Origin of the sequence: Azotosporobacter soli (assembly GCF_030542965.1) — a bacterium.
Classification (GTDB): Bacteria; Bacillota; Negativicutes; order SG130; family SG130; genus Azotosporobacter; species Azotosporobacter soli.
In genome coordinates this window covers 152463-178593 of record NZ_JAUAOA010000006.1, presented here as the reverse complement: position 1 = coordinate 178593, position 26131 = coordinate 152463, and the positions used below count along the sequence as shown (strand labels likewise).

Annotated in this window: 24 protein-coding genes and 1 rRNA gene; 21 read left to right on the top strand and 4 right to left on the bottom strand. The window is 53.5% G+C overall.

What is annotated here, in order from left to right:
- The first annotated feature begins 380 nt into the window (after positions 1-380).
- The 7 genes from rrf (at position 381) to QTL79_RS08075 (ending at position 6835) form a co-directional block, all read left to right on the top strand.
- Positions 381-497, top strand: a 5S ribosomal RNA gene (gene rrf / locus QTL79_RS08105).
- 269 nt (positions 498-766) lie between these two features.
- A complete protein-coding gene (locus tag QTL79_RS08100) occupies positions 767-2077 on the top strand; it encodes a helix-turn-helix domain-containing protein (RefSeq protein WP_346354458.1) in 1311 nt (436 codons plus the stop codon).
- 116 nt (positions 2078-2193) lie between these two features.
- Positions 2194-2853, top strand: coding sequence for a hypothetical protein (locus QTL79_RS08095; protein WP_346354457.1), 660 nt, complete (start codon positions 2194-2196; stop codon positions 2851-2853).
- Positions 2834-3778 (top strand): diguanylate cyclase domain-containing protein, encoded by a 945-nt coding sequence (locus QTL79_RS08090; protein ID WP_346354456.1) that lies wholly within the window; start codon positions 2834-2836, stop codon positions 3776-3778. The genes QTL79_RS08095 and QTL79_RS08090 overlap by 20 nt, the downstream gene beginning before the upstream one ends.
- Positions 3779-3955: 177 nt before the next feature.
- Positions 3956-5041: an aminofutalosine synthase MqnE gene (gene mqnE, locus QTL79_RS08085; protein ID WP_346354455.1), complete on the top strand. Its 1086-nt coding sequence runs from the start codon at positions 3956-3958 to the stop codon at positions 5039-5041.
- A gap of 103 nt (positions 5042-5144) precedes the next feature.
- Entirely contained in the window at positions 5145-6083 is a 939-nt protein-coding gene (locus tag QTL79_RS08080; protein WP_346354454.1) for an ABC transporter ATP-binding protein, read from the top strand.
- Between the two features lie 2 nt (positions 6084-6085).
- Positions 6086-6835 carry an ABC transporter permease gene (locus tag QTL79_RS08075; RefSeq protein ID WP_346354453.1) on the top strand — a complete coding sequence of 250 codons (750 nt, stop codon included), beginning with the start codon at positions 6086-6088 and terminating at the stop codon, positions 6833-6835.
- A 216-nt stretch (positions 6836-7051) separates the two neighbouring features.
- Here QTL79_RS08075 and QTL79_RS08070 read toward each other — a convergent pair whose 3' ends face one another.
- Complete coding sequence (locus QTL79_RS08070) at positions 7052-8152, bottom strand: zinc ribbon domain-containing protein (RefSeq protein WP_346354452.1); 1101 nt, start codon at positions 8150-8152, stop codon at positions 7052-7054.
- 348 nt (positions 8153-8500) lie between these two features.
- Entirely contained in the window at positions 8501-8866 is a 366-nt protein-coding gene (mgsA, locus tag QTL79_RS08065) for a methylglyoxal synthase (protein ID WP_346354451.1), read from the bottom strand.
- A gap of 242 nt (positions 8867-9108) precedes the next feature.
- On the opposite strand from mgsA, the gene QTL79_RS08060 reads away from it, so the two are divergent.
- The 7 genes from QTL79_RS08060 to pdxT all read left to right on the top strand — a co-directional run bounded on the left by QTL79_RS08060 (position 9109) and on the right by pdxT (position 17262).
- A complete protein-coding gene (locus tag QTL79_RS08060) occupies positions 9109-10830 on the top strand; it encodes a hypothetical protein (RefSeq protein WP_346354450.1) in 1722 nt (573 codons plus the stop codon).
- Positions 10831-10927: 97 nt separating this feature from the next.
- Positions 10928-12142, top strand: a complete 1215-nt coding sequence (locus QTL79_RS08055) for a DUF445 family protein (RefSeq protein ID WP_346354449.1) — start codon at positions 10928-10930, stop codon at positions 12140-12142.
- 16 nt (positions 12143-12158) lie between these two features.
- Positions 12159-13403 carry a DUF445 domain-containing protein gene (locus tag QTL79_RS08050; protein WP_346354448.1) on the top strand — a complete coding sequence of 415 codons (1245 nt, stop codon included), beginning with the start codon at positions 12159-12161 and terminating at the stop codon, positions 13401-13403.
- 157 nt (positions 13404-13560) lie between these two features.
- Positions 13561-13935 (top strand): hypothetical protein, encoded by a 375-nt coding sequence (locus tag QTL79_RS08045; RefSeq protein WP_346354447.1) that lies wholly within the window; start codon positions 13561-13563, stop codon positions 13933-13935.
- A gap of 344 nt (positions 13936-14279) precedes the next feature.
- A complete protein-coding gene (gene pdxR / locus QTL79_RS08040; protein WP_346354446.1) occupies positions 14280-15761 on the top strand; it encodes a MocR-like pyridoxine biosynthesis transcription factor PdxR in 1482 nt (493 codons plus the stop codon).
- Positions 15762-15797: 36 nt separating this feature from the next.
- Entirely contained in the window at positions 15798-16679 is an 882-nt protein-coding gene (gene pdxS, locus QTL79_RS08035) for a pyridoxal 5'-phosphate synthase lyase subunit PdxS (protein WP_346354445.1), read from the top strand.
- 13 nt (positions 16680-16692) lie between these two features.
- Positions 16693-17262: a pyridoxal 5'-phosphate synthase glutaminase subunit PdxT gene (gene pdxT / locus QTL79_RS08030; RefSeq protein ID WP_346354463.1), complete on the top strand. Its 570-nt coding sequence runs from the start codon at positions 16693-16695 to the stop codon at positions 17260-17262.
- Between the two features lie 145 nt (positions 17263-17407).
- On the opposite strand, the gene QTL79_RS08025 is transcribed toward pdxT, so the two are convergent.
- The gene (locus tag QTL79_RS08025) at positions 17408-18733 is read right to left on the bottom strand and encodes a hexokinase family protein (RefSeq protein WP_346354444.1); all 1326 of its coding nucleotides are present in this window, start codon (positions 18731-18733) and stop codon (positions 17408-17410) included.
- 197 nt (positions 18734-18930) lie between these two features.
- Between QTL79_RS08025 and QTL79_RS08020 the strand changes: the two genes are divergently transcribed.
- From QTL79_RS08020 to QTL79_RS07995, 6 genes are all read left to right on the top strand, one after another.
- On the top strand, positions 18931-20901 hold the full coding sequence (locus QTL79_RS08020) for a methyl-accepting chemotaxis protein (RefSeq protein WP_346354443.1): 1971 nt from the start codon (positions 18931-18933) through the stop codon (positions 20899-20901).
- Between the two features lie 125 nt (positions 20902-21026).
- Positions 21027-21887 (top strand): response regulator, encoded by an 861-nt coding sequence (locus QTL79_RS08015; protein WP_346354442.1) that lies wholly within the window; start codon positions 21027-21029, stop codon positions 21885-21887.
- Between the two features lie 3 nt (positions 21888-21890).
- Positions 21891-22349 (top strand): chemotaxis protein CheX, encoded by a 459-nt coding sequence (locus tag QTL79_RS08010; protein ID WP_346354441.1) that lies wholly within the window; start codon positions 21891-21893, stop codon positions 22347-22349.
- Positions 22350-22500: 151 nt separating this feature from the next.
- A complete protein-coding gene (locus tag QTL79_RS08005) occupies positions 22501-23628 on the top strand; it encodes an AAA family ATPase (protein WP_346354440.1) in 1128 nt (375 codons plus the stop codon).
- 6 nt (positions 23629-23634) lie between these two features.
- Positions 23635-24192, top strand: a complete 558-nt coding sequence (gene thpR / locus QTL79_RS08000; protein ID WP_346354439.1) for an RNA 2',3'-cyclic phosphodiesterase — start codon at positions 23635-23637, stop codon at positions 24190-24192.
- A 151-nt stretch (positions 24193-24343) separates the two neighbouring features.
- Complete coding sequence (locus QTL79_RS07995; RefSeq protein WP_346354438.1) at positions 24344-25345, top strand: FAD:protein FMN transferase; 1002 nt, start codon at positions 24344-24346, stop codon at positions 25343-25345.
- A 56-nt stretch (positions 25346-25401) separates the two neighbouring features.
- On the opposite strand, the gene QTL79_RS07990 is transcribed toward QTL79_RS07995, so the two are convergent.
- On the bottom strand, positions 25402-25686 hold the full coding sequence (locus QTL79_RS07990; protein ID WP_346354437.1) for a YjcQ family protein: 285 nt from the start codon (positions 25684-25686) through the stop codon (positions 25402-25404).
- A gap of 139 nt (positions 25687-25825) precedes the next feature.
- On the opposite strand from QTL79_RS07990, the gene QTL79_RS07985 reads away from it, so the two are divergent.
- A complete protein-coding gene (locus tag QTL79_RS07985) occupies positions 25826-26083 on the top strand; it encodes a type II toxin-antitoxin system HicB family antitoxin (protein ID WP_346354436.1) in 258 nt (85 codons plus the stop codon).
- Positions 26084-26131: the final 48 nt, after the last annotated feature.

Here is a 26131-nt window from a genome sequence, read left to right as displayed (position 1 = left end):
CACAGAGTAGTCTGGTAAGGCCCCTTGTAGATCACAAGGTTGATAGGCCAGGTGTGGAAGTTCAGTAATGAATGGAGCTGACTGGTACTAATAGGCCGAGGGCTTGACTTAATGCAAGCTCGCACTCGAGAGGGTGCAAGTTATGAAACCACTTGTTTGCAAATCTTTCTTCTATAAAGTTTTCAGGGAATATATTCTCTTGTAGAAATGTTTACCTGTAAGATCTTGCGATGCGTTAGCTCGTGTTGCAAAGAATTGGCATAAAGCATTTAGCGGCAAGGCGCGCTGAGGACCGTAAGCGAAGGCGTAGCGGAAGCTACGTTGAGCGAGGACCGCAAGCAGCAACGCAGCAGATGAATGGTTTAGGACAATTCGAAGTATCCGGTGATGATGGCTGTGGGGTCCCACCTGTTCCCATACCGAACACAGCAGTTAAGCCCACATACGCCGAAAGTACTTGGCTGGAAGCGGCCTGGGAGGATAGGGAGTTGCCGGTTAAAAAGACCGTCTGCATGAACGTGCAGACGGTCTTTTTCTGTCTCGGAATGCTTTGAACTACAAAAATAGAAAGAAAAAGCGAAGGACAGCAGTCGGCAACTTTATAAAGGTGCCGATGGTCTTTTTTTGCTCAGCCGTAAGAGAAGACGGGGGAAAACGCAATTAATTACCCGCCGAGGATAATGCTAGCAGGAAAAGCGTTGATTTAGACCGAAGGATATAAGACGTTTTGATATCAATGTCATCCTCGAAAGGAGGCGACGCATTTATGAAAGCAGAAAAAAGTAGCGATGCGATGCGCTATGAAGTGCAGCTGAAAGAGTTGCGTGAAGAGAATAGACGCTTGCAGGACTTGGTTACCTCCAGTGAAGAGCAGGTGACGGCGCGCGTAACGCAGGATATGGTGCAGCGCTTTCGTGAATTTGCGCAGGCGATGCCAGACTTCAGTATGATTCTTGCTGAACAGGGCCGCGTGCTGGAAATTTTCGGTCCGAAGCAGGCATGGCTGACGGGCAGACAAGAGACAGACGGCGAAATGAGCTTAGAGAATCTGATGCCGGAAGAGAGCGTGAGGTGGCTGTTGGAGCGCAGCGCAGCCGCATTGAACGGTGACGGCGTACAGCAGGGCGAGGTCAGTCTTGTTTTAGGCGGCGTAATGCGAACCTTGGCGCTGCGCGTTGCGGCGATGAGTTATACGATGGCGGGGCAGCGCACCGTTGCCGTTACGTTCCAGGATGTGACGGACCGGATTCGCCTGCGCAAAATGGTGCAAAATGCCTACGACAGAAGACGGCGCAGTGAATTTTTCCGTGAATTGCTGCAGGGACGTTATAAGGCAGAAAGTGATTTATACGCGCAGTGCTGGCGTCTTGGCATTGATGCGCAGCGCACCTTTATTCCAATCGTCGGGAAAATCGTGCAGCTGCCGGAAGGAAAGACGCACACGGCCAGTGAGCTTGAACAGCAGTTGCTTCTGGAAGAAATTGTGGAAGCGCTGACCGCGGGGCAGGAAGATTGGATCAGCTGGACAAACGGCGATACAATCGGACTTCTGTACTACGGCGAATCGAGCGAGGCAGCGCAAGCATCTCTCCTGACACTGGAGAGTCGTTTGAAAGGGCAATTTGAGGGCGTTTTGTTGGCTTGGGGAATCAGTGAATGTCTAAATGGTTTGCTGCAACTGCCGAGTCAATATGAGCAGGCGCATGCCGCAGCCATTTTCAATCGCCAGTATCAAGTCGGCGGAATCACGCATTATCAGGAACTGGGCATGGATCAGATCCTGCTATCCTTGCAGGATAGCGAAATAAAGCGTGCTTTTATTCAGCGTCAGTTGGGGCCGCTGCTTGAATATGACGAGCGTAAGGGCACAGAGCTGGTCGGCACGCTGGCGGAGATATTGCGGAACGGCAATCTGAAACTGGTTGCAGATCATCTTTTTTTACATCATAAGACTGTTGTGTTTCGTAAAAAGAGAATCGAAGAGTTGCTGAAGTGTTCGCTTGACTCGTTTGAAACACGGATGGCGTTGGTGACCGCGCTGAAACTTTTGCGTTTGGCTGATCCGGGAAAAAAATAGAGCGAAACTGCTGAGAGAAATCAAACAGTTGTTGGCAAGCAGCACAGCCGATGCGGCGGTGCGCTGATCTTATTGCTGACGCTGTTTGCCCGCAAAGACGAAAGGAAGCGGAGACGATGCTGACGCTGATACAAAAAGATGCATTAACGGAATTATTCAACCTCTATATTCGACAGGCGGCAGACACGTTGACAGAAAGCCTGGAAGTGAAAATCCAGATCCAGCTTTCTAATGCGGAAATAATAACGACGGATAAATGGGACGCTTATTTTAAATTGCATGGCGAAGCACAACGGGGCACGGATGCGGCAACGGCGCATTTTCTAAAAGAGAAGCTAGGCATAAAACCGCTGCGCTTGCGTTTTCCGGCGGGAGAAGCAGGGTGGATTGCTGAGGCTTGTCTAAAGCAGGCGGACGGGGCATTGATTCCTTGCGAAGCGCAGCGGAAAGATCTTGAAGCAGACGTGATCAAAGAGTGGAGCAATGTTGTGTTGAATGCTGTCAGTGAGGGCATAGGAGAATTGCTGGGACGAAGGATCGAATGCGCAATACCGGAGGTGGCGCCGCTTGCTGCATGGGAAGAGGAAAGCAGCAGCGAAAAAGAAGCGGTTATGCAGGCGGTCTTATTGCTGCCGCTACATGTTGTCTTTTTGGCAGCAGAGAGAGAATGTCGGCTGCTGATTACAATGAAGGGGCAGCTGGTTGCTGAAATGGCGCACAAGCTCGAGGAAATTCTGGCAGGTGAAGGAGCCGCTCATGGATATGTGCTTGAATAGTTTGCTGGAAAGTCTGCTGGGGAAAATCGACGGCGGAATCATACTGCTCGACGCAGAACTGAAAATTTGTCACTGGAATGCCTGGCTGGAACGGATGAGCGGCGTTGCGGGCGAAACGGCGAGGCGAAAAATGCTGGCCGAAGTGTGGCCGTCTTTTGGCGAGCGTTTTTACCTGCAAGCGCTGCAAAATGCGTTGCTGAAAGGGCAGAGTCGTTTTTGGGCCGGGCAGTTGCACGGCGATTTGTGCAGCAGTCTTGCGGCAACGAGTGAAGAAAAAGTGTACAATATCCGGATCGAACCCTTGTCGCACTGCGAAGCGCAGTTTATTCTGCTGCAGGTTTCGGATGTGACGCTGCAAACGAAACGGATAGCTCAGCTGCAATACGGCATCCGGAAACTGGCGGCCGATTATGAGGAAGACAAACTGCTGAATGCAAGACGGAACGGTTTTTTTGACCCGCTTACCGGGTTGCATAGCCGTGCGTTATTGGAAGAGAGAATAGATTATGTGTTGGCGCAGGCTGCGCGCGGCGAACAAAAAGTGGGCCTGCTTTGCCTTAAGCTGCCGGATTTTCAAATGCTGACGCAAGAGAAAGGCGCGATATTCATGGAGCGGATCTTGCGGGAAGCGGCGCGCCGACTGGAGTGTTGCGTAAGAAAAAGCGATACGCTGGCCCGCTGGGATGAGGATGAATTTGTTTTACTGCTTTCACATATCAAGCGCAGTGCGGATGCCGGTGTGGTGGCGGAAAATATTTTGCGGGCGTTCAAACCGGTGTGGCGTTTAGAAAAAGAGCGGCTGAAGATAAAAGCGGCGCTTGGCATTCGCATTTTCCCGGATCAGGCCGAGGCGGCACAGGAGCTTTTAGACAAGGCGCGCGCGGAGATGCTTGCCGACACACGGCAATATGAGGTGGTCGAGTAAAAGAAAAATACAGCGCACCCGCAGGCTTGAAGCGGGTGCGCTGTATTTTAGCGACGAAACGGCTGGCCGCGCCGAATAGATGGTGATATAATACATAAGGATTATTGGATGCGTATGCTTTGCTGCTTGCCGTTGACGGCAGCGGGAGGGCCTTTGATAAAGGAGTGTTTGAGATTGATGGAGATTTATTCTGTCATAGAAGATAAGGTGCGCAAGGGGATTCGTTTAAGCCGCGCAGACGGTGTGGCTTTGTTTGCCTGCCAGGATGTGGCTTGGCTTGGCATGTTGGCGGATTTGGTACGTCAGCGCATCAGCGGCGATTATGTGTATTTCAATGTGAACCGGCATATCAATCTGACGAACATTTGCACGGCGCGCTGTCGTTTTTGTGCATTCGGCTGTGATGCGGACAGTCAGCAATCGTATGAGATGACGAAGGAGCAGGTGCTCGCTATTGCGGCGCAGGCGGCGCAAGATCCGGCGCTGCGTGAACTGCACATTGTCAGCGGGCTGCATCCGACCTGGCCGCTTGCCTATTACTTCGATATCATCGCCAGCTTGAAAGCGAAATTCCCGCATTTGCATCTGAAGGCGTTTACCGCAGTAGAGATTCACTATTTTGCCAAACAGGCCGGAATTACGATTGAGGAGACGCTGCGCCGCTTTAAAGCTGCAGGCGTCGATTCGTTGCCCGGCGGCGGAGCCGAGATTCTGTCGGATCGGGTGCGCGAGCAGCTTTGCCCGAATAAGGCCAACAGCGAGGAGTGGCTGGCTGTCGCGAAAGCGGCGCATCAAATGGGCCTGCGCAGCAACGCCAGCATGCTGTACGGACATGTGGAAACGATGGAAGAACGGGTGGACCATTTGTTGGCGCTGCGCGAGCTGCAGGATGAGACCGACGGTTTCCAGACCTTTATCTGTTTTCCGTTTCATCCGAAAAATACGGAATTGAATGAAGCGGTGCGACGCACATCGCTTTGGGATGAAATGAAAACGATGGCGATATCACGTTTGCTGCTCGATAATTTCCGGAACATAAAAGCCTACTGGGTCATGCTGACGCTGCCGGTTGCGCAATTGTCGCTGGGCTTTGGCGCAAATGACATCGACGGCACGGTAAGCGAGGAAAAAATCATTCATGCGGCAGGCGGCAAAGCGGAGACGAGCCTGAGCCAGGCCGCGATCATCCGGACGATTCGTGAAACGGGGCGCATTCCGGTGGAGCGCGATTCGATGTATAATATCATCAGGGTGTTGGAATAAAGTAAAGCGGCCCTAGGGCCGCTTTTTTCTGTAATGAAAAGAGGAATTTGCAGGGGCATTTTAACACGAAGAAGGGCAGAGTAAAAGAAAGGGGGGGAAGGGCATGAGCAGCAGAGCGGTGGTAGTGGAAGCCAAAGGATTGCGCAAAAGATATGGCGGACTGGAAGCGCTAAAAGGCATTTCGTTTTCGATTCAGGCGGGCGAATGTTTCGGCTTCCTGGGACATAACGGCGCGGGAAAATCGACGACGATGCGGATGATCTACGGTTTGTCGAAACTGGAAGAGGGCGAACTGACGGTGCTCGGAAGCGCGGTAAACGGATTGACTTCGGCTGCGGTGAAGGGCAGATTGGGGATTGTGCCGCAGGAAGATAACCTGGATCCGGATCTGACGGTGCTGGATAATTTGATCGCTTATGGCGGTTATTTTGGGTTGAAGGCCAGCGAAGCAAAACAGCGCGGCCTGGCCTTGCTCGACTTTATGGGAATCGGCGAGAAGCGCGACGCGCCGGTGGAAACGCTGTCCGGAGGCAATAAGCGGCGTCTGGTCATCGCGCGCGCGCTGATCAATAAGCCGGAATTGCTGATTCTCGATGAACCGACGACCGGACTCGATCCGCAGGGAAGAAGGCTTGTCTGGCAGAAGCTGCGCCGCCTTAAAGAAGAGGGCGTCACGATGATCCTGACGACGCATTACATGGAAGAGGCGGAGCAGCTTTGTGATCGACTCGTTTTGATGAACGACGGCGAGATTCTGGCCGAAGGAACGCCGGAGGATTTGGTCAGCAAACAGGTCGACCCGTGCGTCATCGAGGTCAGGGCGCCGCTCGAAAGTCTGCCGGAACGGATTGAAGAAGCGGTGCTTTCGATTGGCGGTCGTCCGGTTTATCTGGCGGAAGGACTGTTTATCTTTGCCAAAGACGGCATTAAAGTCTGGCGGGAATTGGAATCGATCGGCTTGCCGCAGGCGAATTGCTATATGCGCGCGGCCAACTTAGAAGATGTGTTCCTGCAATTGACCGGCAGGCGAGAGGAGGGGTAGCGATGGTCGCGCTTGCGATTTTACGACGCCATATGATCGTTTTTCGGCGCAATTGGTGGTCGAATGTGATGATGAACTTTTTGGAGCCGTTCATGTATCTCTCGGCGATGGGCTTTGGTCTCGGCGCGTTTGTACAGGAAATGGACGGCATGAGTTATGTGCAGTTCATGGCGCCGGGCATGGTTGGCGCGTCGGCGATGTGGGCGGCCACGTTCGAATGCACATATGCCAGCTTTATCCGGCTGCATTTTCAAAAGACGTTTCATGCGATCCTGGCCGGCCCGGCTACGATCGGCGATATCGTGCTCGGCGAAGTGCTGTTCGGGATGGTGAAAAGCGTGGTCTTCGGCATGATCATTATGCTGGTGATCGGCGTATTGGGGCAGCTTCAGTCGGTCTGGAGTCTCTTGATACCGCTCTTTTTACTCTTGCCGGGCGCGGTGTTCTCCCTTCTGGCCCTGTCCTATACGGCGTGGGTAGGCCATATCGATTATATGAATTATTATATTACGCTGGTGATTACGCCGATGTATCTGATTTCGGGCATTTTTTTCCCGGCCAATACATTGCCGCTCTGGCTGCAGTATCTGAATTGGTTCAATCCTCTTTTTCACAGCGTGGAGGTATGCCGGGCGCTGGCGACGGGACGAATCAGCGCTGATCTCTGGCTGCACGCGCTGGTCTTGGCGCTCGGAACGCTTCTCTTTTGCCGTTTGCCGGTCCGTCTTTTGGAAAAGAAAATCATCAGCTAAGGAAAGGCGGAGACTGTCGACAAAACGAAATCAAGTGGGACGTTTTCTACACGAAGAGTTGAAGAAGGGAAGATCGGAAGGATTTTTAAATTCTTCTTCCTTTCTTCCCAACGGGCCGATACGAGCGGCCCGCTTCGCCTCTTCGTGTTATCGCATTCTATTTTTCAATTCTCTACACTCTGCGCCGCTGCCTTTTTAAAAAGGCAGCGGCGCAGGCTATTTCGGATTTTTTTCTAAAAAAGAACCGCAATTGATGCAAAATTTTGCGCCGACGTTGCCCAAATGGCCGCAGGTCTTGCAGAGAATGCGGTTTGTTATGGGCAAAGGTGCGGCTGCGGCCTCCGTATTGGCGGCGGCCGTGCAAAGAGCGGCAAGCCAAGCCGTCATGTTTTCCTCTAAAGCCGCGCAGGTCAGGGCTTGATGTCGGAAGGTGAGCTGTGCAGCGCTGGCGGGTGAAAACGAGAAAAGATGGTTGCTTTCCTGACTGGCAAGAAAAAAGAAACGCGCGAGACTGGAAAGACCGTTTTCGCCGAGCGTCATCGCTTCGCAGCCGAGCGGCGCGAGAAGGGAGCGCTGCAGTTCGCGGCACAGGCGCTGACCTTGCGGGCCGAGCTGCAGCGTAGCCTTGCTGTGCGAAGAGAGGAAACCCAGTTCGAACGCCGTTTGAAAGGCTTGTTCGGATAACTGCGGTTCTGTTTGCGGCAAACCGGGCGTCAGCGCCAGCAAGGCGATGCTCAGCCAGCGAAAGTCCTGCTTGCTCCAAGCGGCATGCAAATGGCTGCGCAGCGTTTCCTCACTGAGGGCAAAAGCGTCGGCCGTTTCATAGCGCAGCAAAGCTTCGAGTTCGAGACGCCGGTAGCTGTCTACGGTTTGCAAAAGGCAAAGCAGCGTCGGCAGGCCAAACGCATGCGCGCTGAGCGCGGGCTGCGCAGTGAGTGCAACGCGAGCGAAATTTTGCAGCCACCAGGCTATGTAATCGGCAGCGCTTGCGAAATAGAGCAGCGTCAGATTTTCTTCCGGCGAAGGCAAAAGGACGACGAAGGCTTGATTGCCGTTGCCGGGACTGCCGTAGGCCGTTATCGAACGCCAGCTTGGATCGCCTGTGGCCTGGCGATATTCGAGACGCAAACGCGGCTGTGCCAGAATCGCCAGCGCGGCTTGAAAATCCGGGCGCAGGGAAAGGGAACGCGTTTCAACGGACAGAGGAAGCGGCAAAGCGTCGAGCGTGAACGGCGAGAGTGCATTTAAGGGAATCTGGCGCAGTGCGAAAAGCTGCTCTTTCTTGAGCTGAAAGGACAGAACGGATTGTGAATTCATGCGCGGGCTCCTTTCAAAAAAAATAAAAGAAAAAGACTGAATAGTCAAAAATAATGTTGCAATCTGTCAAAGTTTATGCTATTCTCTAGACAAGCACCATCCTTATAGTAAAGACAGGTCCACAGGATTGCCCAGTGTCGAGGAACTCATCATTCCAAGTCTGTGCAGGTTGTAACCAGTCCCGGGGTAGTGTGTTTTTTATTCCGAACAAAAGGCGAGTGATCCGAAAAAAGATTTTAGGATTCTTAAATGGAGGGCTGCTCATTTATTTATCAACGAGTCTATAAGGATGGTCGCTAGTGAAAGAAGCTCCCGTAAGGGAGCTTCTTTTTTGCGCCAAAGCGCCGACTAGGCCAGCGTGGAAAGGAGCAGATGGCCGCAAGCGGCATTGGTGGCCACAGGAACATCATGGACGTCGCAGACGCGCAGCAACGCGGTGATATCCGGTTCGTGCGGCTGCGCAGTCAACGGATCACGCAGAAAAATGACTAGCTGTACCTGTCCGGTCGCAATCTGTGCGCCGATCTGCTGGTCGCCGCCGAGCGGGCCGGAGAGATAGGCGGTTACGGCAAGATCGGTATGTTCCTTGATGATTCGCCCGGTAGTGGCGGTTGCGATTAAATTGTGGCGACTGAGAATGGCAGCATGCGTCTTGACGAAATCAAGCATCAGATCTTTCTTGCGGTCATGTGCAATGAGTGCAATGGTCTTCATACGGCACCTACCTTATCGATTAAAATCAAAACAACTGCCTCTATCATATCGTACTTACGGGTGAGAGGAAAAGAGGGGAGCGCGATAATTTTCGCGCGCGGGTGCAGAAGGGAGAAAATAATGGAAAAAAAGAATGCAATCGCTAAAGCGAAGAGCAGGATGAAGGGGAAAAGGCTAGAATATTTATAGTACCGCCAATATGCTGGCGGATAAAAAGGTGTGGCTGAGGGGTGGAACTTGCTATGTTATCGACGCTAGGTGCTTTGTTATTGTTGTTTCACATCCTGTACTTTTACTTTGAACGCCCGGTATTTGCCTGGGGTTTTACAGACTGGTCGGGACTCGCGATCATCTGGGGCCTGGTCTTGCTCCTGGTCGCCGCACTGATGCTGCTGCAAAAATTCAGGCTGTATCTGGCGAAAACACCCTGGGGCGATGTCCTGAAACGCTTTTTTCCGCAGAATTGGCGGGAACATGCCCGCGTCGTCGATATCAGCGAATATCAAAGCGGCGGGACGGCGGTGCGCCGCTATAAAGTGATGGGCGCAGTCGGCGTATTCCTGCTCGGGCTTGGCATATGTAACGCCGTCGTATTTCCGCTGGTGACCAGTGCACCGCTTTTTTACAGTCAGGCCTACCGCAGTCTGTTAGGTGAGGTCAGAGAAAGCTCGTTTTCCAGTGACGTCGAACCGATCAATCTGAGCCAGATCCGGATTGTGGATGAGGAAACGGCACGTAAGCTCGCCGACAAAAAGATCGGCGAAGTTCCGGCGCTCGGCAGTGAAGTGCAACTCGGCGAGATGGTGCTGCAGCGTGTGCGCGACAAACTGTACTATGTGGCGCCGCTCGAACATCGTGGTTTTTTTCAGTGGCTGTCCAATTATAAGCAAGGCAGCAAAGGTTTTGTTTTAGTTTCGGCAACGAATCCGCAAGATGTGAGGCTGGTGCAAAACAGCTACATCAAATACCAGACGAGAGGCTTCCTATTTGATTATTTACCGCGCTATCTCTATGCGAACGGCTTTGTTAATGTTGGGATGACCGATTTTTCCTTTCAAATTGACAATGAGATGACGCCGTTTTGGGTCGTGACGCTCTATAAGAATAAGATCGGCTATCGCGGCGGCGATGCGGTCGGCGTCGCTACGGTCAATGCGCAGACCGGCGAAATAGCACGCTATGATATGGAAAATATTCCGCCCTGGATTGTACGGGTGCAGCCGGAAGAATTTATTTTGCGCCAGATTCAGGACTGGGGCGAATATGTAAATGGATTTTGGAATAGTATTTTTGCCAAGGTGGGAACGATGAAACCGACCGGGCGGGAAATGCATCTGATTTACGGCAATGACGACAAGATATATTGGTATACGGGGATTACGTCATCAGGCAAGGACGAAAGCACGGTCGGCTTTATCATGGTCAACTCGCGTACGAAGGAGGCGAAATGGTACAAGGTCGCTGGCGCGGATGAATCCGGCGCGAAGAAGTCGGCGGAAGGCCAGGTGCAGGAAAAAGGCTATCGGGCCGGATATCCTATTTTGTATAATATCTATGGCGTGCCGACATACATATCGCCGCTCAAAGATAAGGAAGGACTGCTCAAAGCGGTGGCCTTTATTTCCGTGGAAAACTACACGCAGGTCGGCGTCGGGGCCGATATTGAAAGTGCGATGCGCAACTACCAGCAAACGTTGGCCAGCAAAGGCAACCAGTTCATTCCCGGCAACGAAATGACGCCGGTCAAACTGCAGGGCAAGGTCAGCCGCGTGTCTACGGTCGTGAAGAATGGCGAATCCTATTTTTACTTCATGCTCGAAGGCGACAATCGGATCTTTGTCGGCACGGTGTCCACTTCACCGCGCCTGCCGCTCGTCAAGGTCGGCGACACCGTGACGGTGCAGGCGAATGACAGCAGCGATACGACGATACCGATCCATCTCTTCAAAGGCGAAAATTACTAGAACGCGAAAGCCTGCCGTTTCTCTTTGGAACGGCGGCTTTTCTTTTGGCGGCGCTGCCGCTATACTGGAGATAAAAGAGCAGAAAAGGCGGTGCGGCATGGGCAGCAAACAAGCAAAGGCGACAGTGGTTTTGGCATTGTCAGGACTTGGCGTCTTGACGGCCTATCCGTTTCAGGCCAGTTTTTCCGGCGGACTCTTGACCGCCGGTTTTACGGCGGCGACGGTCGGCGGTTTGGCCGACTGGTTTGCGGTCGAAGCGCTGTTTCGCAAACCGCTGGGCATTCCCTATCGAACGGCTGTAATTTCCCGCAACCGGCAGCGGATTTTTCAATTGCTGGCGGAAACGGTGCAAAAGGAATTGCTGTTGCCGGAGAAAATCCACCAGCATCTAGCGGAATATGACGTCGTTAAAGCGCTGCTGCGCATAGCGGACGGACGCGGCAGCCATCGCCTGCTGCGCGGTCTTTTATACCGCTTGGTTCGCGACATGCTGCGTCCGGAAAGCGGTGCGGTTCTTGCGCAAAAAGGCGAAGAAATGGTGCGCGAACTGGCCGAACACTGGGCGATTGCGCCGCGCATCATGACGTGGCTACAGGAAATGTCGAAGCGCGAAGAGGATGAGCGCATCATAAGCTGGCTGTTTGGCAAAGCGGCGCGCTGGGGACAAAGTCCGCTGCTGACGGCGGTATTAAATCGCTGGGCGGCGCAGGTGCTTGAAAAATATGGGCAAGGGGGCGCTTTGCGTGAACTGGCGGTCTCTTTTGCCGAACTTGATCCGAAGTTGCTCGGGCAATGGGCGCAGACGGAGCTGCTTCGTTTGCTTACTGCACTGCAGAATCCGCAACATCCATGGCGCATCAGTTGGCGAAAGGAGCGGCTTAGCTGGCTGCAAGAAAAGCAAGGCGATGCGCTCTTTTTGGCGAAACTGGAAGGTTGGAAAGAGCGGCTGCTGGCGAATGCAAGATTGGGCGGGCGGCTGCAGGCGATGCTCGTCGACCGCCGTCAGGCGGTTTGGCTCACCAGGCGTTTATACGGCTGGCTGCGCCAGTATCAAGAACAGCTGCAAAGCGATGCGGGCAAGCGGCAGCAGTTGAACGAAAAAGGAAAGGCCGGCCTCTTGGCCTGGCTGGAGCGCAACCATGAGGAAATCGGCCGGACGGTTCTGCAAAATCTGGAGAAATTCAGTGATCAGGACTTGGTGAAGTTGATCGAAAGCCGCGCCGGGGATGATTTGCAGATGATTCGGATCAATGGCGCCGTAGTCGGCGGCCTGGCAGGCATGGCCTTGTATTTGATCACCTGCCTGTTTTAAAGAAAGGGGAAAGAGGATGGCAAATCGACAATTGGCAAACGGTGCGCTGGCGGTCGCGTTCGGCGTTTTTTTGCTCGCAACGTGGCTGGGGCGCAAAAATCCGGATCTGCTTTTTTTAGAGTGGCTGCGCTGGGCCGCGGAGGCTGCGTTGGTCGGCGGCATCGCCGACTGGTTTGCGGTGAATGCGCTGTTCCGTAGGCCGCTTGGCTTTCCCTGGCATACGGCGCTCATTCCGCGTCACCGTCAACGTGTCACGGAAGCGGTAGCGCAGCTGGTGGAAACGGAATTGCTGAATTTGAAAGCGCTGCGCAGCCGACTCGCGGGCATACGGCTGGTCGAATGGCTGATTGGCGCTGTGGCGGAAAAAGGCATCGTCCATTGGCTGCGTTATTTGCTGACCGCGTTGGCTGGCATGGACAGCACGCGCTGGGGGCGGGAAATCGCGGTCTTATGGCGCAGTCAGGTGCGCGTTTTGCCGCTTGAGGAATGGTTACGCCGCGCTGCGCTTTGGGCGTTGGAAAAGGAACGCTATCGCCAGGGCCTTGCCGTTGCAGCCGATGCGTTGACGAAACTGATGGCGCGGCCTGAGATGGCAGACGAAATTCTGCAGCTTTTACAACGCTGGAAAGAAGCGAAAGAAAACGAGTCCTTCTTAAACAAAATGCTGCTTTGGCTGGGTGAAGCGACCGATGCGGTCAATTTAGAGGCGGCCGCGCAAACGACGCATCAGAGTCTGCTGCAGTTCATCAACGATCTGCAGCAGCCGGAGCATCCGTTATATGACTGGGTGCGTGAACAGCTTCAGGCGTTGGCGGCGGAAGCGGGAGCGAAAAGCGAGTGGCAGGCTTTGATCCGGGACGGACTGCGCAGTTTTCTCGACGGCGAAGCGGCGCGGCATCTGGCAGAGTATCTTTTGGCGCTGCTCGGTCGGACGGATTCGGCGCTTGGCAATTGGCTCGTGCGCCAGGGGGAAGAAAACTGGCAACGCTTTGCGGCGTCAAACGAAGCGAAAGAATGGTTGGAAGAGATTTTACAAGCGGCGTTGCAACGCTTGTTGGAAAGCGAGCATCCGATGATCGGTCGCCTGGTTCGTCTGGTCCTAAATCAGTTCAGCGACGAAGAATTGAACCGTTTCATTGAAGATAAGGCAGGGGAAGATTTGCAGTGGATTCGGGTCAATGGCGTTTTGGTCGGCGCGTTAGCGGGCAGTCTGCTGTTCGGATGTTTGCATTTTATCTATCGGCCATTACTGGCGTTATAAAAGGAGCGGTTTGATGCGCGAACGGCTGTTGGTTTATCTGGCGGTAGTCATAGCGACGATCTGTGAGATCATTGATATGGGGTTGAAGTGGGCGGCGGCAAAGCTGCGTAGATGACGGCTGTGAAAAAGACGCCATCAGGGACAACGGAAGAGTTTATTGCGCGGTGTATATTTTACAATAGAAGAGGGCGAAGAAATAGTGATTGTTTTTGAAAAACAACAAGCAAATGAAATACGAGAGATTAATTTTCATGATGCGGAAATTGCAAAAATTATTTGTGATTATGATGAGGGGACAGTTATGATGCCCATAATTGTGAATAATATTTATAAGCAGAGTGCATTGCTGAAATTTGAAAATGTAGTAAAAGTGGAAGTCAATCGCAAGGAACCATGGGGGGCAGGGAATTACATTTTTGAAGTAAATGTAGAACCGGATGGAGAGGCATATTTTAGCGTTGGATTTTTACTTAATTCGGGCGATGAGATAACTGTTATTGCATCAAAAATGAGCTATGAGGCTATCTCTTAAAGGATTTGTCTGCGTAAGCCGTTCTTTCGTCGATGTTTCTCCAAAACCACTTTTGCAAAACGCGAGCAAGGAATGAGCTATGGCTTCACTGCCAAGTTAAATTTGCTAAGACTGACTAAAAAGGCCTAGAGAAGAGTAGCATCTCTTTGCTCTAGGCCTTTTTGCTTTTTCCGCGTAAAAAGTACCAAAGAAGAAAATTCAAAACTGGACGGTTAAAAAAGCAACAAACTGTCCGTTGACGACAGGCCGGATAAAGAGTAAATTGACAATGTAAGTCCCATGAAGATTGCAAAGCTTCAATTAATTTAGGTAAAGTTGAAAACCTTCCTGCAGGAGGTAACCGGATGTTGCTATTGGAAATTGATGAGCAAAGCCGTAAACCACATTATCAGCAAATTGTCGAACAGATTCAGGAGAAAATAGAAAATCAAATGCTGCCGCCGGGAGAAAAATTGCCGTCGACGCGACGCTTGGCGGAACATCTGGGGTTGCATCGTTCGACGGTGGCCAGCGCGTATCAGGAATTGTGGGCGCTTGGCTTTGTCGATCTCAGACCCGGCGCTTGCCCGAAGGTGCGCGAACGGATGCAGCTGGCCACCGTTGAACGACGGACGCCAGCCGGCGTGGTCAACTGGTCGGCGATTGCCTCAAAGGCGAGCAATGCGGTCTGGCAGACCAGCCGTGAATGGGAACAAGAGTCCGGGCGTGAGCGAAAGGAAACGGGCATTGATTTTAGCAATCTGAATATTGATTATCGCTTGTTTCCGCTCGATCATTTTCGCTCCTGCCTGAATCAGGCGATCAGGGAACATGGTTTGCAGCTCTTGGGATACGGCGAACGGGCCGGTTTTTCGCCGCTGCGCGAGTATATCGCGCGGCACTTGCAAGGCCATGGCATTTCGGTGACGGCGGAAGAAATCCTGATTACCAATGGCTTGCAGCAAGGGATCGATCTGGTGTTTCGCATGATTGCGGAACCGGGCAAGGCGGTGGCGATCGAGTCGCCTACGTATTCGGAAATCATTCCGCTGCTCCGCTTTTGCGGTTTAAAGCCGATCGAAATTCCGATGCGTTCTGACGGCATGGATCTTGACGTCTTGGAGCAAGCGATCGCCAGAGAAAAACCGGTGCTCGTTTATACGATGCCGAATTTTCAAAACCCGACCGGCGTCAGTACGAATCAGGCGCACCGGGAACGGTTACTCTCGATTTGCCAGCAACATCGCATCCCGATCTTAGAAGACGGTTTTGAAGAAGAAATGAAATATTTTGGCCGCGTCGTGCTGCCGATCAAGTCGATGGACAAAGAACAGTTGGTCATTTATTGCGGCACGTTTTCCAAGGTCTTGTTCCCCGGCGTGCGAATCGGCTGGATTGCCGCCGATAAAGAGTGCATTGCCAGGCTGATTTCGATTCGCAGCTTCAGCGACTTGTCATCGAGCATGATTTTGCAGGCCGGAATCTATGATTTTTGTCAAAACGGCCATTATGAACGTCATATCAGCAAGATGCATCGCTTGTTTCGCAAACGGATGCAAACGATGCTCGAAGTGCTGCAACGCGAGATAAAACCGGCTTGGGCCAGTTGGCGTGAACCGAGCGGCGGTTACTTGGTCTGGCTGAAACTGGCGGAGTTGAAGGGGAAAACGCCCGACTTACCGGAAATTTTGCGTCGCCACGGCGTGCATGCGGCTTTCGGAGACAGCTTTTTTCTTTCCAAGAGCGCCGATCTTCACTTGCGCCTTTCCATCTCGCAGCTCAACGAGGCGGAAATTGTCCGGGGGATCGAGTGTTTGGCGCAGGCGCTGGCGGAAGTGTATGGCTAACACAAGACAAGAAAGAAATTTGAGGAGGAAATCAATATGGAATTAGGAACGTTTCGGGTAAAAGCAGGTCTGGCGGAAATGCTCAAAGGCGGCGTGATCATGGATGTCACAACGCCGGAACAGGCGAAGATCGCGGAAGCGGCCGGCGCCTGCGCGGTTATGGCGCTGGAGAGGGTGCCGGCGGACATCCGCGCGGCGGGCGGCATCGCGCGCATGGCGGATCCGACGATCGTGCAGCGGATCATGGAAGTGGCGACGATTCCGGTGATGGCGAAGGCGCGCATCGGACATTTCGTCGAGGCGCAGATTCTGGAAGCGCTGGGCGCGGATTATATCGACGAAAGCGAAGTGCTGTCGCCGGCCGACGATAAGTTTCACATCGACAAGAGCCAGTTCAAGGTTCCCTTCGTCTGCGGTGCGAAGAATCTGGGCGAGGCGCTGCGCAGAATCGGCGAAGGTGCGGCGATGATCCGCACGAAAGGCGAACCGGGTACCGGCAATGTCGTCGAAGCGGTAAAGCATATCCGGATGGTGATGGGCGAAGTACGGCAATTGCAAAATCTGCCAGACAATGAAGTGGCCAATTTTGCGAAAAATATCGGCGCGCCGCTCGAACTGGTCTGGGAGACGAAGAAACTGGGCCGTCTGCCGGTCGTCAATTTCGCCGCCGGCGGCATCGCGACGCCAGCCGATGCGGCGCTGATGATGCAGCTCGGCTGCGACGGAATTTTTGTCGGATCCGGCATTTTCAAATCCGGCGACCCGGAAAAACGGGCAAAAGCAATCGTCGCTGCGACGACTTATTACAATGACCCAAAAATTCTGGCCGAAATTTCCAAGGATCTGGGCGAAGCGATGGTTGGCATCGGCATCGATACGATTCCACCGCATGAACGGATGCAAGATCGCGGCTGGTAGGAGGCGAAAGTTGATGAGAATCGGAGTATTGGCTCTGCAGGGAGCATTTCGCGAGCATTGCCGGATGCTCGAAAAGTGCGGCGCTGAAACGCGCGAGGTGCGCAAGGCAGAAGAGCTCGACGGGCTTGACGGTCTGGTCATTCCAGGCGGCGAAAGCACGACGATGGGCAAGCTGATGACCGAGTGGGGCTTGCTGGAGCCGATCCGCGCCAAAGCGGCGCAGGGTTTGGCGATCTATGGCACCTGCGCCGGCATGATCCTATTGGCGAAAGACATTGCGAACAGTGAACAGCCGCGCCTTGGTCTGATGGATGCGACGGTCGTGCGCAATGCGTTCGGGCGGCAGCGCGAAAGTTTTGAGGCGGATCTGACGGTGAAAGAAATTTCGCCGCAGCCGATCAAGGCGGTTTTCATCCGGGCGCCGTATATCGAAGCGGCGGGCGCTGGCGTCACCGCGCTGGCGAAGGTCGGCGAGAAGATCGTCATCGCCCGGCAGGGTAAGTTGCTGGCGACCGCTTTTCATCCGGAACTGACGCAGGAAGAAAGCGTGCATCGTTATTTTTTACAGATGATTCAGGAATAAAAAAACAGCAGGGCTATACCGAAAAAATCGGCATGGCCTTGCTGTTTTACGTTCGCTACTTGAAAGAGTAAAAGAAAGATTAAAAAACTTCAAAAATATTTATTGTCGTGTTTGGTAATGCTATGATTAGGAAAGTGAAATAGTTCTAAAGTCCTAGGTTGCGGGATGCGATGGCTGTGGCAATCGCGGCCCCGATGCCGGAACCATCTTTGCTGAGTGCGGTCGTGATTTTCTGCGGCGCAGCCGCAAAGAGTTCGCTCAGCGCCTGGTCGATGAGCGTTGCATATCCGGGCGTCTTTTCGTAGAGCGAGCCGTCGACCGCGATATGGTGGCAGCGCGTGAGCTGCGGGTCGATGTGCAGCAGGATGCCGGCGTAAGTTGCCGCGGCCAGTCTAGCCGAACGTTCGACGACTGCGGAGGCCAAGGCGCGAAAAACCTGACGGTCGGCGAGCGTCGAGCGGCGCAGCTGCAGGCCATCTAGCACGGCGCGGATCTCAGACGCATCGGCGCTTTGGTCCGCTAAGAAGAAGGACAAATGCTCCGTGCCGAGGATGCCCGGCGTTTTGAGGCGCGGCGCATCGCTGCTTTCCGAAAGCAGGCCTGCCTCAAGCAGCTCGACCGCGAGCTGGCGCGCCAATTCGCCAAGATAGCGACCGGAGAGCATTTTTTCCAGACGACCGATGCGTGGTTGCTCGCTCGCCGCATTCAGCCTGTCGTCAAAGACGGTGAAAGGGAGCTTGTCAAAGTTGCCGGATTCCATATTGACGATCATCGGCTGATCTGTCTGACGCGGCGAAGGTTCCACGTAAGCGGTGTTGTGTCCGGTACCGCAAATCGAGCCGATATCGGTCGCCGGATTGCCGTAGGCGGCGGCTAAGAGCGTGCCGACGGTATCGTTGAGCAAGGCGACGGGATGAACGTTGTCTAATCCCTGGCGCAGCAGCGCGGCGCGCAGCAGTTGGTTGATCTCCTGGCCGACGACGCCGCCGGTCTCGATTTCCTTCGTCCAGTGCAGCAAGACGCCTTCGTTGAGCGCGGTTTGGCGGATCGGAAAGGAGAACGTGTGGCCAAGCGTATACGTGATGCCGGGCTCAACGAGCGCGCCGATCAGCGTGGCGATGAAATCGAACAGCTCTCGGCCGTCGGCCTGGCGGGACAGATAGTCGTAATGTCCGGCCGGATCGGTGAGCGGTTTGCTGCAGCGGTCGCTGATGCGAAACTTTCCCTGGCCGGACAGCTCCGCCTTTAGGATGCGCAGATTGGTCCCCCCGAAATCGAGCGCAAGAAAAGAACCGCATTCCTGACCGTCTGGCAAGCCGAGAAAAGAAGGCAACATTTTTAATGAACTCTCTTGTTCCATAAGACCAGCTAACATTTCCTGGTGAAAGGCACGCGCGACTTTTAACAGGTCGGCGCTGGACAGGGTGAAAGGAGCAAGAATGTTTTCTAAAGCAAGGCGTAGATGCGTCATGAGCGGCCTCCCCAAAACATAAAATAAATTACTATTATTATAACACATTTTACCAATGCCGCAGGCGGAGAGAAAAGAATGAAAAAACAGATTCTTCTTTCATTGAAGCGGAATAAAATGGCAGGAGTGAGTAGCATTATGTCGAATCTACTCAACACGGACTATATTATAAAAAATGAAGTGATAGGGGGAGCAGAATGAATTTACGAGCGAAATTATTGTTCAGTGTAGTGGCAGCGTCTACGATCGCGTTGATTGTCGTATCCGTAATGGGTTATTGGAATGCCAAAACGCAGGTCGTCCAGGGTATTAACGGACAAATGACCGCGATCACCGATGCCAACGTCAAAGAGCTCGACGGCTGGATCATGAGTCAGGCGCGCACGATACAGGATGCGGCCAACACCATCAACACCGTGGTGCCGAACGGCGACATTCCGGCGGGTTTCGTGACGCCGGACAAAGCGAACAAGGCGCTTAGCGACATGTATGTCGGCATGGAATCAGATGGAAAGTTCATCGACGGTTCAGGATTCACCCCCCCGCCGGGCTTTGACCCGCGCAAGCGCGCGTGGTATCTGGCGGCCGTGAAGGCGAACGGATTGACATTCAGCGAACCATATATCGACGTGCAAACGAAACAATATGTGGTTTCGCCAGCATTGCCGGTGAAAGACGCCACAGGAAAATTGCGCGGCGTTATTGGCGCGGACGTACTGCTGACGACGTTATCGGAACAAGTGAAAAAAATGAACCTTAACGGCAAGGGATATGGATTTATCATCGATCAAAGCGGAACCTTCCTGGCGCATCCGGATGAAAAAATGGTCACGACCAAGATCACGGAAAACGATGCGACGAAAGAAATGGGCAAAGTGATGTTGGCGAACGGCACCGGATTGTATTCGTATGAATACCAAGGCATAGCCAAGTTTATGGCCTACGAGAAGATTCCATCCACGGGTTGGATTATCGGTATTACCGTGCCGGAAGGCGAAGTGTATGGTGACCTGGCTTCGCTGCGCAACAAATATATCATGGTCAACATTGTGGTCATTTTGTTGATGAGCGGTATGGCAATCGTGCTGGCGCGCAAGATTACCGGTCCGATTATTGAACTGACCGATAATGCCAAGAAACTGGCTGCTGGAGATCTTACCGTCCGGGCTAAGGTAAACGGACAGGATGAAGTGGCCACGCTGGCGAGCGCATTTAACCAAATGGCGGATAACTTGCGCAACCTGATCAAAGAAATCAACGGTTCGGCGCAGTATCTCAGCAGTTCCTCGGAAGAGATGAAGCGCAACGCCGATGAGGCGGGCCAGGTTTCCGAGCAGATTGCCATTACGATCACTCAGTTGGCGCAGGATGCGACGCATCAGGCGCAAATCGTACAAGACGGTGCGCGCATGGTCAATGATATGACGCAGTCAATCAACATCATTACCGGAAATGTCGCCAGTTCGAGCCGTACGGCCGATCAGGTTAAGGAAGCGGTTGTGGTTGGCAGTCAGGCGATTGGCAGTCAGGCGGATCTGATGGATGCGAACCAGAAAGCCGCCGCGAATGTTGAGCAGGCTATGGCGGCGCTGGCTGAAAAATCGCAGCAAATTGGACAAATTGTTGAAGTTATCAGCAGCATTTCAGGACAGACCAACTTATTGGCGCTGAACGCGGCGATTGAAGCGGCGCGGGCCGGTGAACACGGCCGCGGTTTCGCGGTGGTCGCGGAAGAGGTGCGTAAACTGGCGGAACAGACTTCGGCCTCCAGCCAGGAAATTGCAACGCTGATCCGCGACATTCAAGCAGGCACGGAACAGGCAGTCAAAGAAATGGCCAATGGCGCGGGAATTGCCAAAGACTTGGAAAATTCAGCCGGTCAGAGCCGCGAAGCGCTTGAAAAAATCAGCAGCGCGGTACGTGAGATCGTAGCCCAGATCCAAAAAATTGCGACGGAAGCGCAGCAAGTGGACGGCAAGGCTGGTGAAGTTTCGAAAGCGATTGCGGAAGTCGCCGGCGTCGCGGAAGGCTCGGCTGCAGCGACCGAAGAAGTAGCCGCTTCGACCGAGGAACAAACGGCGACCGTGCAATCGATCGGTCAGGAAGCGCAAAAGCTGCAGCAGCAGGCAGAAAAGTTGAAGCAAGAAGTATTGCAATTTAAAATCTAGCACCGGATTCGTTTGCTGCACATGAATTTCACAGGGAACTTTTTCCAGATTGGCAGGGATATGCCGGGAGATGGGGAATATACTTCAATACGAATCGGAAAAATTTAATGACGGCGGTGACTGCTATGGAAAAGAAAAAGGTACTCATTGTCGATGACTCTCCGTTCAGCCAGAGAATCATTAAAGATGCCTTGAAGGGTTCTGCGTTTGAAGTCTGCGCGGCCGCGGATACAGGGACGCTGGCGATTGAAGAGTTTCGCAAGCAGCGTCCGGATTTGGTAACGATGGATATGACGCTGCCGGACATGGACGGCCTCGATTGTTGCAACGAACTAAAAAAAATCGATCCTGACGTGAATATCGTGGTGCTTAGCGCGATGCGTGACCAGAAGCTGATCGCCAGAGGCACGATGATTGGCGTGAAGGAGTTTTTGCAAAAACCGGTAAAGCGAGAGGAGTTGCTGTCCGCGATGGAAAAAGTGCTCCACCAAGAAGGAGAGGGATTGTGTTTGGTAGATCGTGAGTGGTTAGGTTATTTTGACGCGGCTTTCCGCAAGAATATTAAAGATATGGCGGGGCTCGAATCGACGATTTCGGTGCAGACCGATGTCGGGACAAAATTTATTTCGCACGGCCTGGCGATTATCGTCGGGCTGACCGGCACGACGCAGGGACGGGTCATCGTCGATATGGCGACCGATGTAGCGGAACGTTTCGCCTCGAAGATGCTGGGCGGCGATGCCGCCTCGGAAGACGACCAGATGAACAGCGTGGCCGAATTTGCCAACATCATCGCCGGACACGGCGTATCGCGAATCAACAACATTAACAGCCAAAACGATATGGATATGCGTTTGACGCCGCCCAGCATCTTGCTGGGGGAAAATCTCAGCATCATCAATCCGAAACTGTCCTCCTGCACCATCACGGCAGAGACATCGGTCGGGCTGATACATATGAATGTCGGCTTTGTTAGGGGGCGGTAAGCGATGGATGCCAGATATGTAAATCCTTTTATTGATGCGATCACGCATATTATGCCGCAGCTTGGTTTTCAGAATGTGGTGCGCGGCGGCGTAAAGACGGGCGATCAGTTCGTCGAGAGCAAAGGCGTTACGATTCTCGTCGGTTTGACCGATGACGCGCGCGGCAACGTAGCTTACAACATGACGGAAGAAGCGGCGATGAAAATCGCCTCGATCATGATGATGGGCATGCCGGTTACGCAGATGGACGAGATGGCGCAAAGCGCGATTTCGGAGCTGACGAACATGGTGACCGGCAATGCGGCGACAAATTTTGAGAGTCTGGATATGAAGGTCGATATTTCGCCGCCCAGTTTGGTCGTCGGACAAAAGTTCAGGGCCAAGCTCAGCAATGGCAAGTTCCTGATCATTGAGATGGTCGTCGACGGGATTGTGCTGGAGCTGAATGTGGGGATCGATTAGGACAACGAGACACCGGCGCTGGCCGGTGTCTTTTTTCTTAAAGGTATAAAGCAAAAGAGCAATGCGCTTTTTCTTATGTAAAAGCAGGAATATGGCGGAAAAAAGCCAATACATTCAAGGATAAGAGAAGATAAACGAGGAGCGACCGACTATGCAAGAATGCAAAGGCATCGCCGTGCCGCGCCTAGAGGCTTTGGCGGTGAAAAATTACCAGATCCATCAACGCTTGGAAATGCGGGGCTTGACCCCTTATGTCGTGATTGTCGGCGAAAACGGCAGCGGCAAATCAACTTTGTTGGATATTCTGGCATTCTTTGCCGAGTGCATGGCTTATGGCGTCAAAGTAGCGGTGAATCGCCGGGGCGGCTTTGAAGCGTTGCGCAGCAAAGGACAAAGCGGACCGGTCGAGATTGCGATCAAATATCGGGAACGGCCGGAAGCGCCGGCGATCATCTACCATCTGACGATTGACCAGGGACCGGCAGGTCCGTATGTTGCGGAAGAGTGGGTGCAGTGGAAACGCGGCCTGAAGGGAAACATCTGCCGTTTCCTTGAAGCGAAAAACGGCAAATGCGCGGTTATCGGTGGCATTTCACCGCATGAGCAGGATGTGTCGGTCAATGAGGTGCTGGAAAGCAACCAATACTTGGCTGTTGGCATCATGGGACAGTTCAGCCAGTATCCCCGCATCAGCGCCTTACGCAAATATATCCTTAGCTGGCAGGTCGAGCTTAGCGGCCAAGAACGCGTCAGTGGCGGAATCCCGGCAACCTGGCCGGAAAACGGCGAAGCGGCGCGCGCTTTGGCGCGTCTTTTTCCGGAGCGCTTTCAGCATGCGGTCTCTTTCTTGAATGAGCATACGTTATCGGGGCGGCAAATCGGTTTCGGCCCGCTGCAGGAGATGATCCTGGCGGGAGATAAGCTGCCGGGCGGGATGAATAGGGTCTTGGAACGGCTGCTGCTTTTGGCGCAGCCGGAGTTTCACAATCTGATGGCGTTCGAGAATCTGGAAGCCGACCTCTATCCGACGCTGCTGAAAGCGTTTCAGCAGGAACACCGTCAGGCGTCGCGCAGCGGACAAGTGTTCAGCGTGACCAATTCGCCGCTGTTGCTCGATGCTTGCCGCAGCGACGAGGTCTGGCTGCTGACGAGCGATGCGCAAGGCGTCAGCGAAGCCTGCCGCGTCGATGAAATGCCAGGGATCCAGCGTGCCGTCGAACAGGGCGCGCTGCTCGGCCAGCTTTGGAGCGAAGGTTATTTTATCGGGAAAAAAGGCTAGCAAGCGATGCGAATTTTCATTGCGATCGAGTTGCCGGAAAGAGAAGAAGACGGATTGCGACAGGTGCAAACGGATTTGGAGAAAATCTGTCAGCGAGGACGCTTCTATGAACGGAGAAATTTGCATTTGACGTTGCGCTTCTTGGGCGAAGCGGCCGAAGCGTGGCTGCCGGAGCTGCGCGGCGCATTAACGCGCACGGTAAGCGGGCAGGAGTCGTTTACGCTGCGCTTTGAAACAGGCGGCACATTCGGCGAACGGGAACCCTGGCCGGTCGTTTGGCTTGGCGTGTCGAGCGAGCAGGCGGCACTTGAAAAATTGCAGCGCCGTTTAGAGGAAAATCTGGCGCTGGCAGGCTTTCCGCTCGAGGAACGCCCGTATCGGCCGCATATCACCTTGGCCCGGCAGGCGTTGTTGAGCAAGGAACAGGTCAGGACGCTAAGCGGCAAGGCTGTGCCGCCGTTTAACGTGACGTCGCTCGCCTTGATGGAAAGCGTTGTGGAAGACGGACGGCGAGTCTATCTGACGCGCGAACGCTTTCCTTTTACCGCTTGCGCGAAGGCGTGAGCGCGGCTGGCAGGATGAAAGAAAACGGACAGAGAAAAGCGCCGCAAACGCTCTTCTCTGTCCGTCTGTTTTTTGTTTGGCTGTAAGTCTTGGCAGTTGGAGCCGGAAGACTTATAATGAAGCGGAGATCGATGCTAAAGGAGAGTGGCGAATGAAGCAAAGACAATGGCTGGCCTTATGCCTGGCGTTCGTATTGTGCCTGGGCGTTGGCGGCTGCAACAAAAAAAACGAACCGTATAAAGAGACGCAGTTTCTCTTGGATACGATCATTGAAATCACCGCATATGGCGCGGACGCACAAGCGGCGGTCAAGGCTGCCATGGAGGAATTTCGCAAGATACAACCGCTGACGGATCATTTTGATCCGGCAAGCCAGATTTCAAAAATAAATCAGAATGCGGGAATCGCGCCCGTTCGCGTCGATCCGGAAGTGATCGGGATGATCCGGCATGCGCAGGAACTGTCGGAAAAGATGGACGGCGCGTTCGATATCAGCGTCGGCGCGCTGACTCGCCTTTGGAACGTCGGACACAACGGCGAGTATGTGCCGGAAGCGGCGGAGATTGAGGCGCTTTTGCCGCTTGTCGATTATCGTTTGATTCAGATCGATCTGGTGCAGCAGACGGTATACCTGCCGAAAAAAGGCATGTATCTCGATTTGGGCGGCGTCGCCAAGGGCGCTGCGCTGAATAATGCGGTCAATGCGCTTAAGGCGAAGGGCATTACGTCCGCGCTCGTCAATGCGGGCGGCGACGTCCGGGTCATCGGGCGCAAGCCGGACGGCAAAGCGTGGCGCATCGGCGTGCAGGATCCGCGCAACAGCGAGGGCGTCATGGCCAAGCTGACGCTCGATCAATGGGATACGCTCGAGACCTCGGGCGACTACCAGCGTTTTTTTATCAAGGACGGAGTACGTTACCATCATATAATCGATCCGAAGACCGGCCGCCAACCGCGTGAGATTGCCAGCGTCACGCTGGTCTATCAGGATTCGGCCGAAGTGAGCGATCTGGCCAGTTCCGGTATTCTAGTGCTTGGCGTAGAGAAAGGTCTGCAGGTTTTGCAGCGCTTTCCCGGCGTGGAGGCGATCATCATGACGACCGATGGACGATTGATTACGACGCCGGCCCTTGCCGGAGCGGTCGGGCAATAAAAAGAGGCTGCTTCAGTCAGACGTCAAGAGTCCATTTTGAGGCAGCCACTTCTTATTCAACTTGATTTGCTCAATCCTTCCAGTAACTGACGCGCTTTTTGCACGCCGTTTTCCGTGACCCAGACATTGCGCAGATTGGAAAACCAGACGCCTTCGCCATCTGTCGTCGGCTGAGAGATGAACGCGCCGGTGATGTAACCGGCATCCTGCAGGCTCAAAATGGTCTGCGCGAAAGAGGTCATTTCAAGCTGAAACATATCCGGCGTCAGACGGGACATATCCGAGTCATCCTTGGCCTGTTCATCGCATAATTCGAGCAATAAGCGCTCCGCGTTGTTCATGGCGCAGTCACCAACCTTTCCAGATGAAATATTATCTGAGTATTCGGCAAGCGGGGCTTTGAATCCTGCAAGAAAAAGGAAGTCGCGATTGAAGCGCGACAGCGCTGTTCAAAAGAAAGAGAAAGCGAGGCAAGATACGATGAGAAAGATGATTTACCCGGCGATCGTAAAACAGCAGGAGACCGATCTGCTGCAGATCCGCTACCCCGATTTTCCCGGTTGCTTCAGTACGGCCGCCAGCGACGCGGAAAGTTTTCAAGTGGCGGGCAGCTGGCTGCGCGAACACATCACGGCCATTGCGGAAGCCGGCCTACCGATTCCCGCACCGGGCAAGCTCTCTACGATCGATTTGGGCGTGGAAGAGTCGCTGATTTTTGTCGAAGTGCTGCGGCCATAGGAAAAACGTTGCAGATGAGGTGAAAAAATTGGAAGAGCAAAAGAAAGT

Coding starts and splice junctions, on each gene's coding strand:
- QTL79_RS08025 (WP_346354444.1), bottom strand. CDS start 18,733: ATGACGCATCTACGCCTTGCTTTAGAAAACATTCTTGCTCCTTTCACC.
- QTL79_RS08020 (WP_346354443.1), top strand. CDS start 18,931: ATGAATTTACGAGCGAAATTATTGTTCAGTGTAGTGGCAGCGTCTACG.
- QTL79_RS07995 (WP_346354438.1), top strand. CDS start 24,344: ATGAAGCAAAGACAATGGCTGGCCTTATGCCTGGCGTTCGTATTGTGC.
- QTL79_RS07985 (WP_346354436.1), top strand. CDS start 25,826: ATGAGAAAGATGATTTACCCGGCGATCGTAAAACAGCAGGAGACCGAT.
- QTL79_RS07990 (WP_346354437.1), bottom strand. CDS start 25,686: ATGAACAACGCGGAGCGCTTATTGCTCGAATTATGCGATGAACAGGCC.
- QTL79_RS08075 (WP_346354453.1), top strand. CDS start 6,086: ATGGTCGCGCTTGCGATTTTACGACGCCATATGATCGTTTTTCGGCGC.
- QTL79_RS08060 (WP_346354450.1), top strand. CDS start 9,109: ATGTTATCGACGCTAGGTGCTTTGTTATTGTTGTTTCACATCCTGTAC.
- mgsA (WP_346354451.1), bottom strand. CDS start 8,866: ATGAAGACCATTGCACTCATTGCACATGACCGCAAGAAAGATCTGATG.
- QTL79_RS08010 (WP_346354441.1), top strand. CDS start 21,891: ATGGATGCCAGATATGTAAATCCTTTTATTGATGCGATCACGCATATT.
- QTL79_RS08055 (WP_346354449.1), top strand. CDS start 10,928: ATGGGCAGCAAACAAGCAAAGGCGACAGTGGTTTTGGCATTGTCAGGA.
- mqnE (WP_346354455.1), top strand. CDS start 3,956: ATGGAGATTTATTCTGTCATAGAAGATAAGGTGCGCAAGGGGATTCGT.
- QTL79_RS08070 (WP_346354452.1), bottom strand. CDS start 8,152: ATGAATTCACAATCCGTTCTGTCCTTTCAGCTCAAGAAAGAGCAGCTT.
- QTL79_RS08095 (WP_346354457.1), top strand. CDS start 2,194: ATGCTGACGCTGATACAAAAAGATGCATTAACGGAATTATTCAACCTC.
- QTL79_RS08090 (WP_346354456.1), top strand. CDS start 2,834: ATGGATATGTGCTTGAATAGTTTGCTGGAAAGTCTGCTGGGGAAAATC.
- QTL79_RS08080 (WP_346354454.1), top strand. CDS start 5,145: ATGAGCAGCAGAGCGGTGGTAGTGGAAGCCAAAGGATTGCGCAAAAGA.
- pdxR (WP_346354446.1), top strand. CDS start 14,280: ATGTTGCTATTGGAAATTGATGAGCAAAGCCGTAAACCACATTATCAG.
- QTL79_RS08100 (WP_346354458.1), top strand. CDS start 767: ATGAAAGCAGAAAAAAGTAGCGATGCGATGCGCTATGAAGTGCAGCTG.
- thpR (WP_346354439.1), top strand. CDS start 23,635: ATGCGAATTTTCATTGCGATCGAGTTGCCGGAAAGAGAAGAAGACGGA.
- QTL79_RS08015 (WP_346354442.1), top strand. CDS start 21,027: ATGGAAAAGAAAAAGGTACTCATTGTCGATGACTCTCCGTTCAGCCAG.
- pdxT (WP_346354463.1), top strand. CDS start 16,693: ATGAGAATCGGAGTATTGGCTCTGCAGGGAGCATTTCGCGAGCATTGC.
- QTL79_RS08005 (WP_346354440.1), top strand. CDS start 22,501: ATGCAAGAATGCAAAGGCATCGCCGTGCCGCGCCTAGAGGCTTTGGCG.
- QTL79_RS08050 (WP_346354448.1), top strand. CDS start 12,159: ATGGCAAATCGACAATTGGCAAACGGTGCGCTGGCGGTCGCGTTCGGC.
- pdxS (WP_346354445.1), top strand. CDS start 15,798: ATGGAATTAGGAACGTTTCGGGTAAAAGCAGGTCTGGCGGAAATGCTC.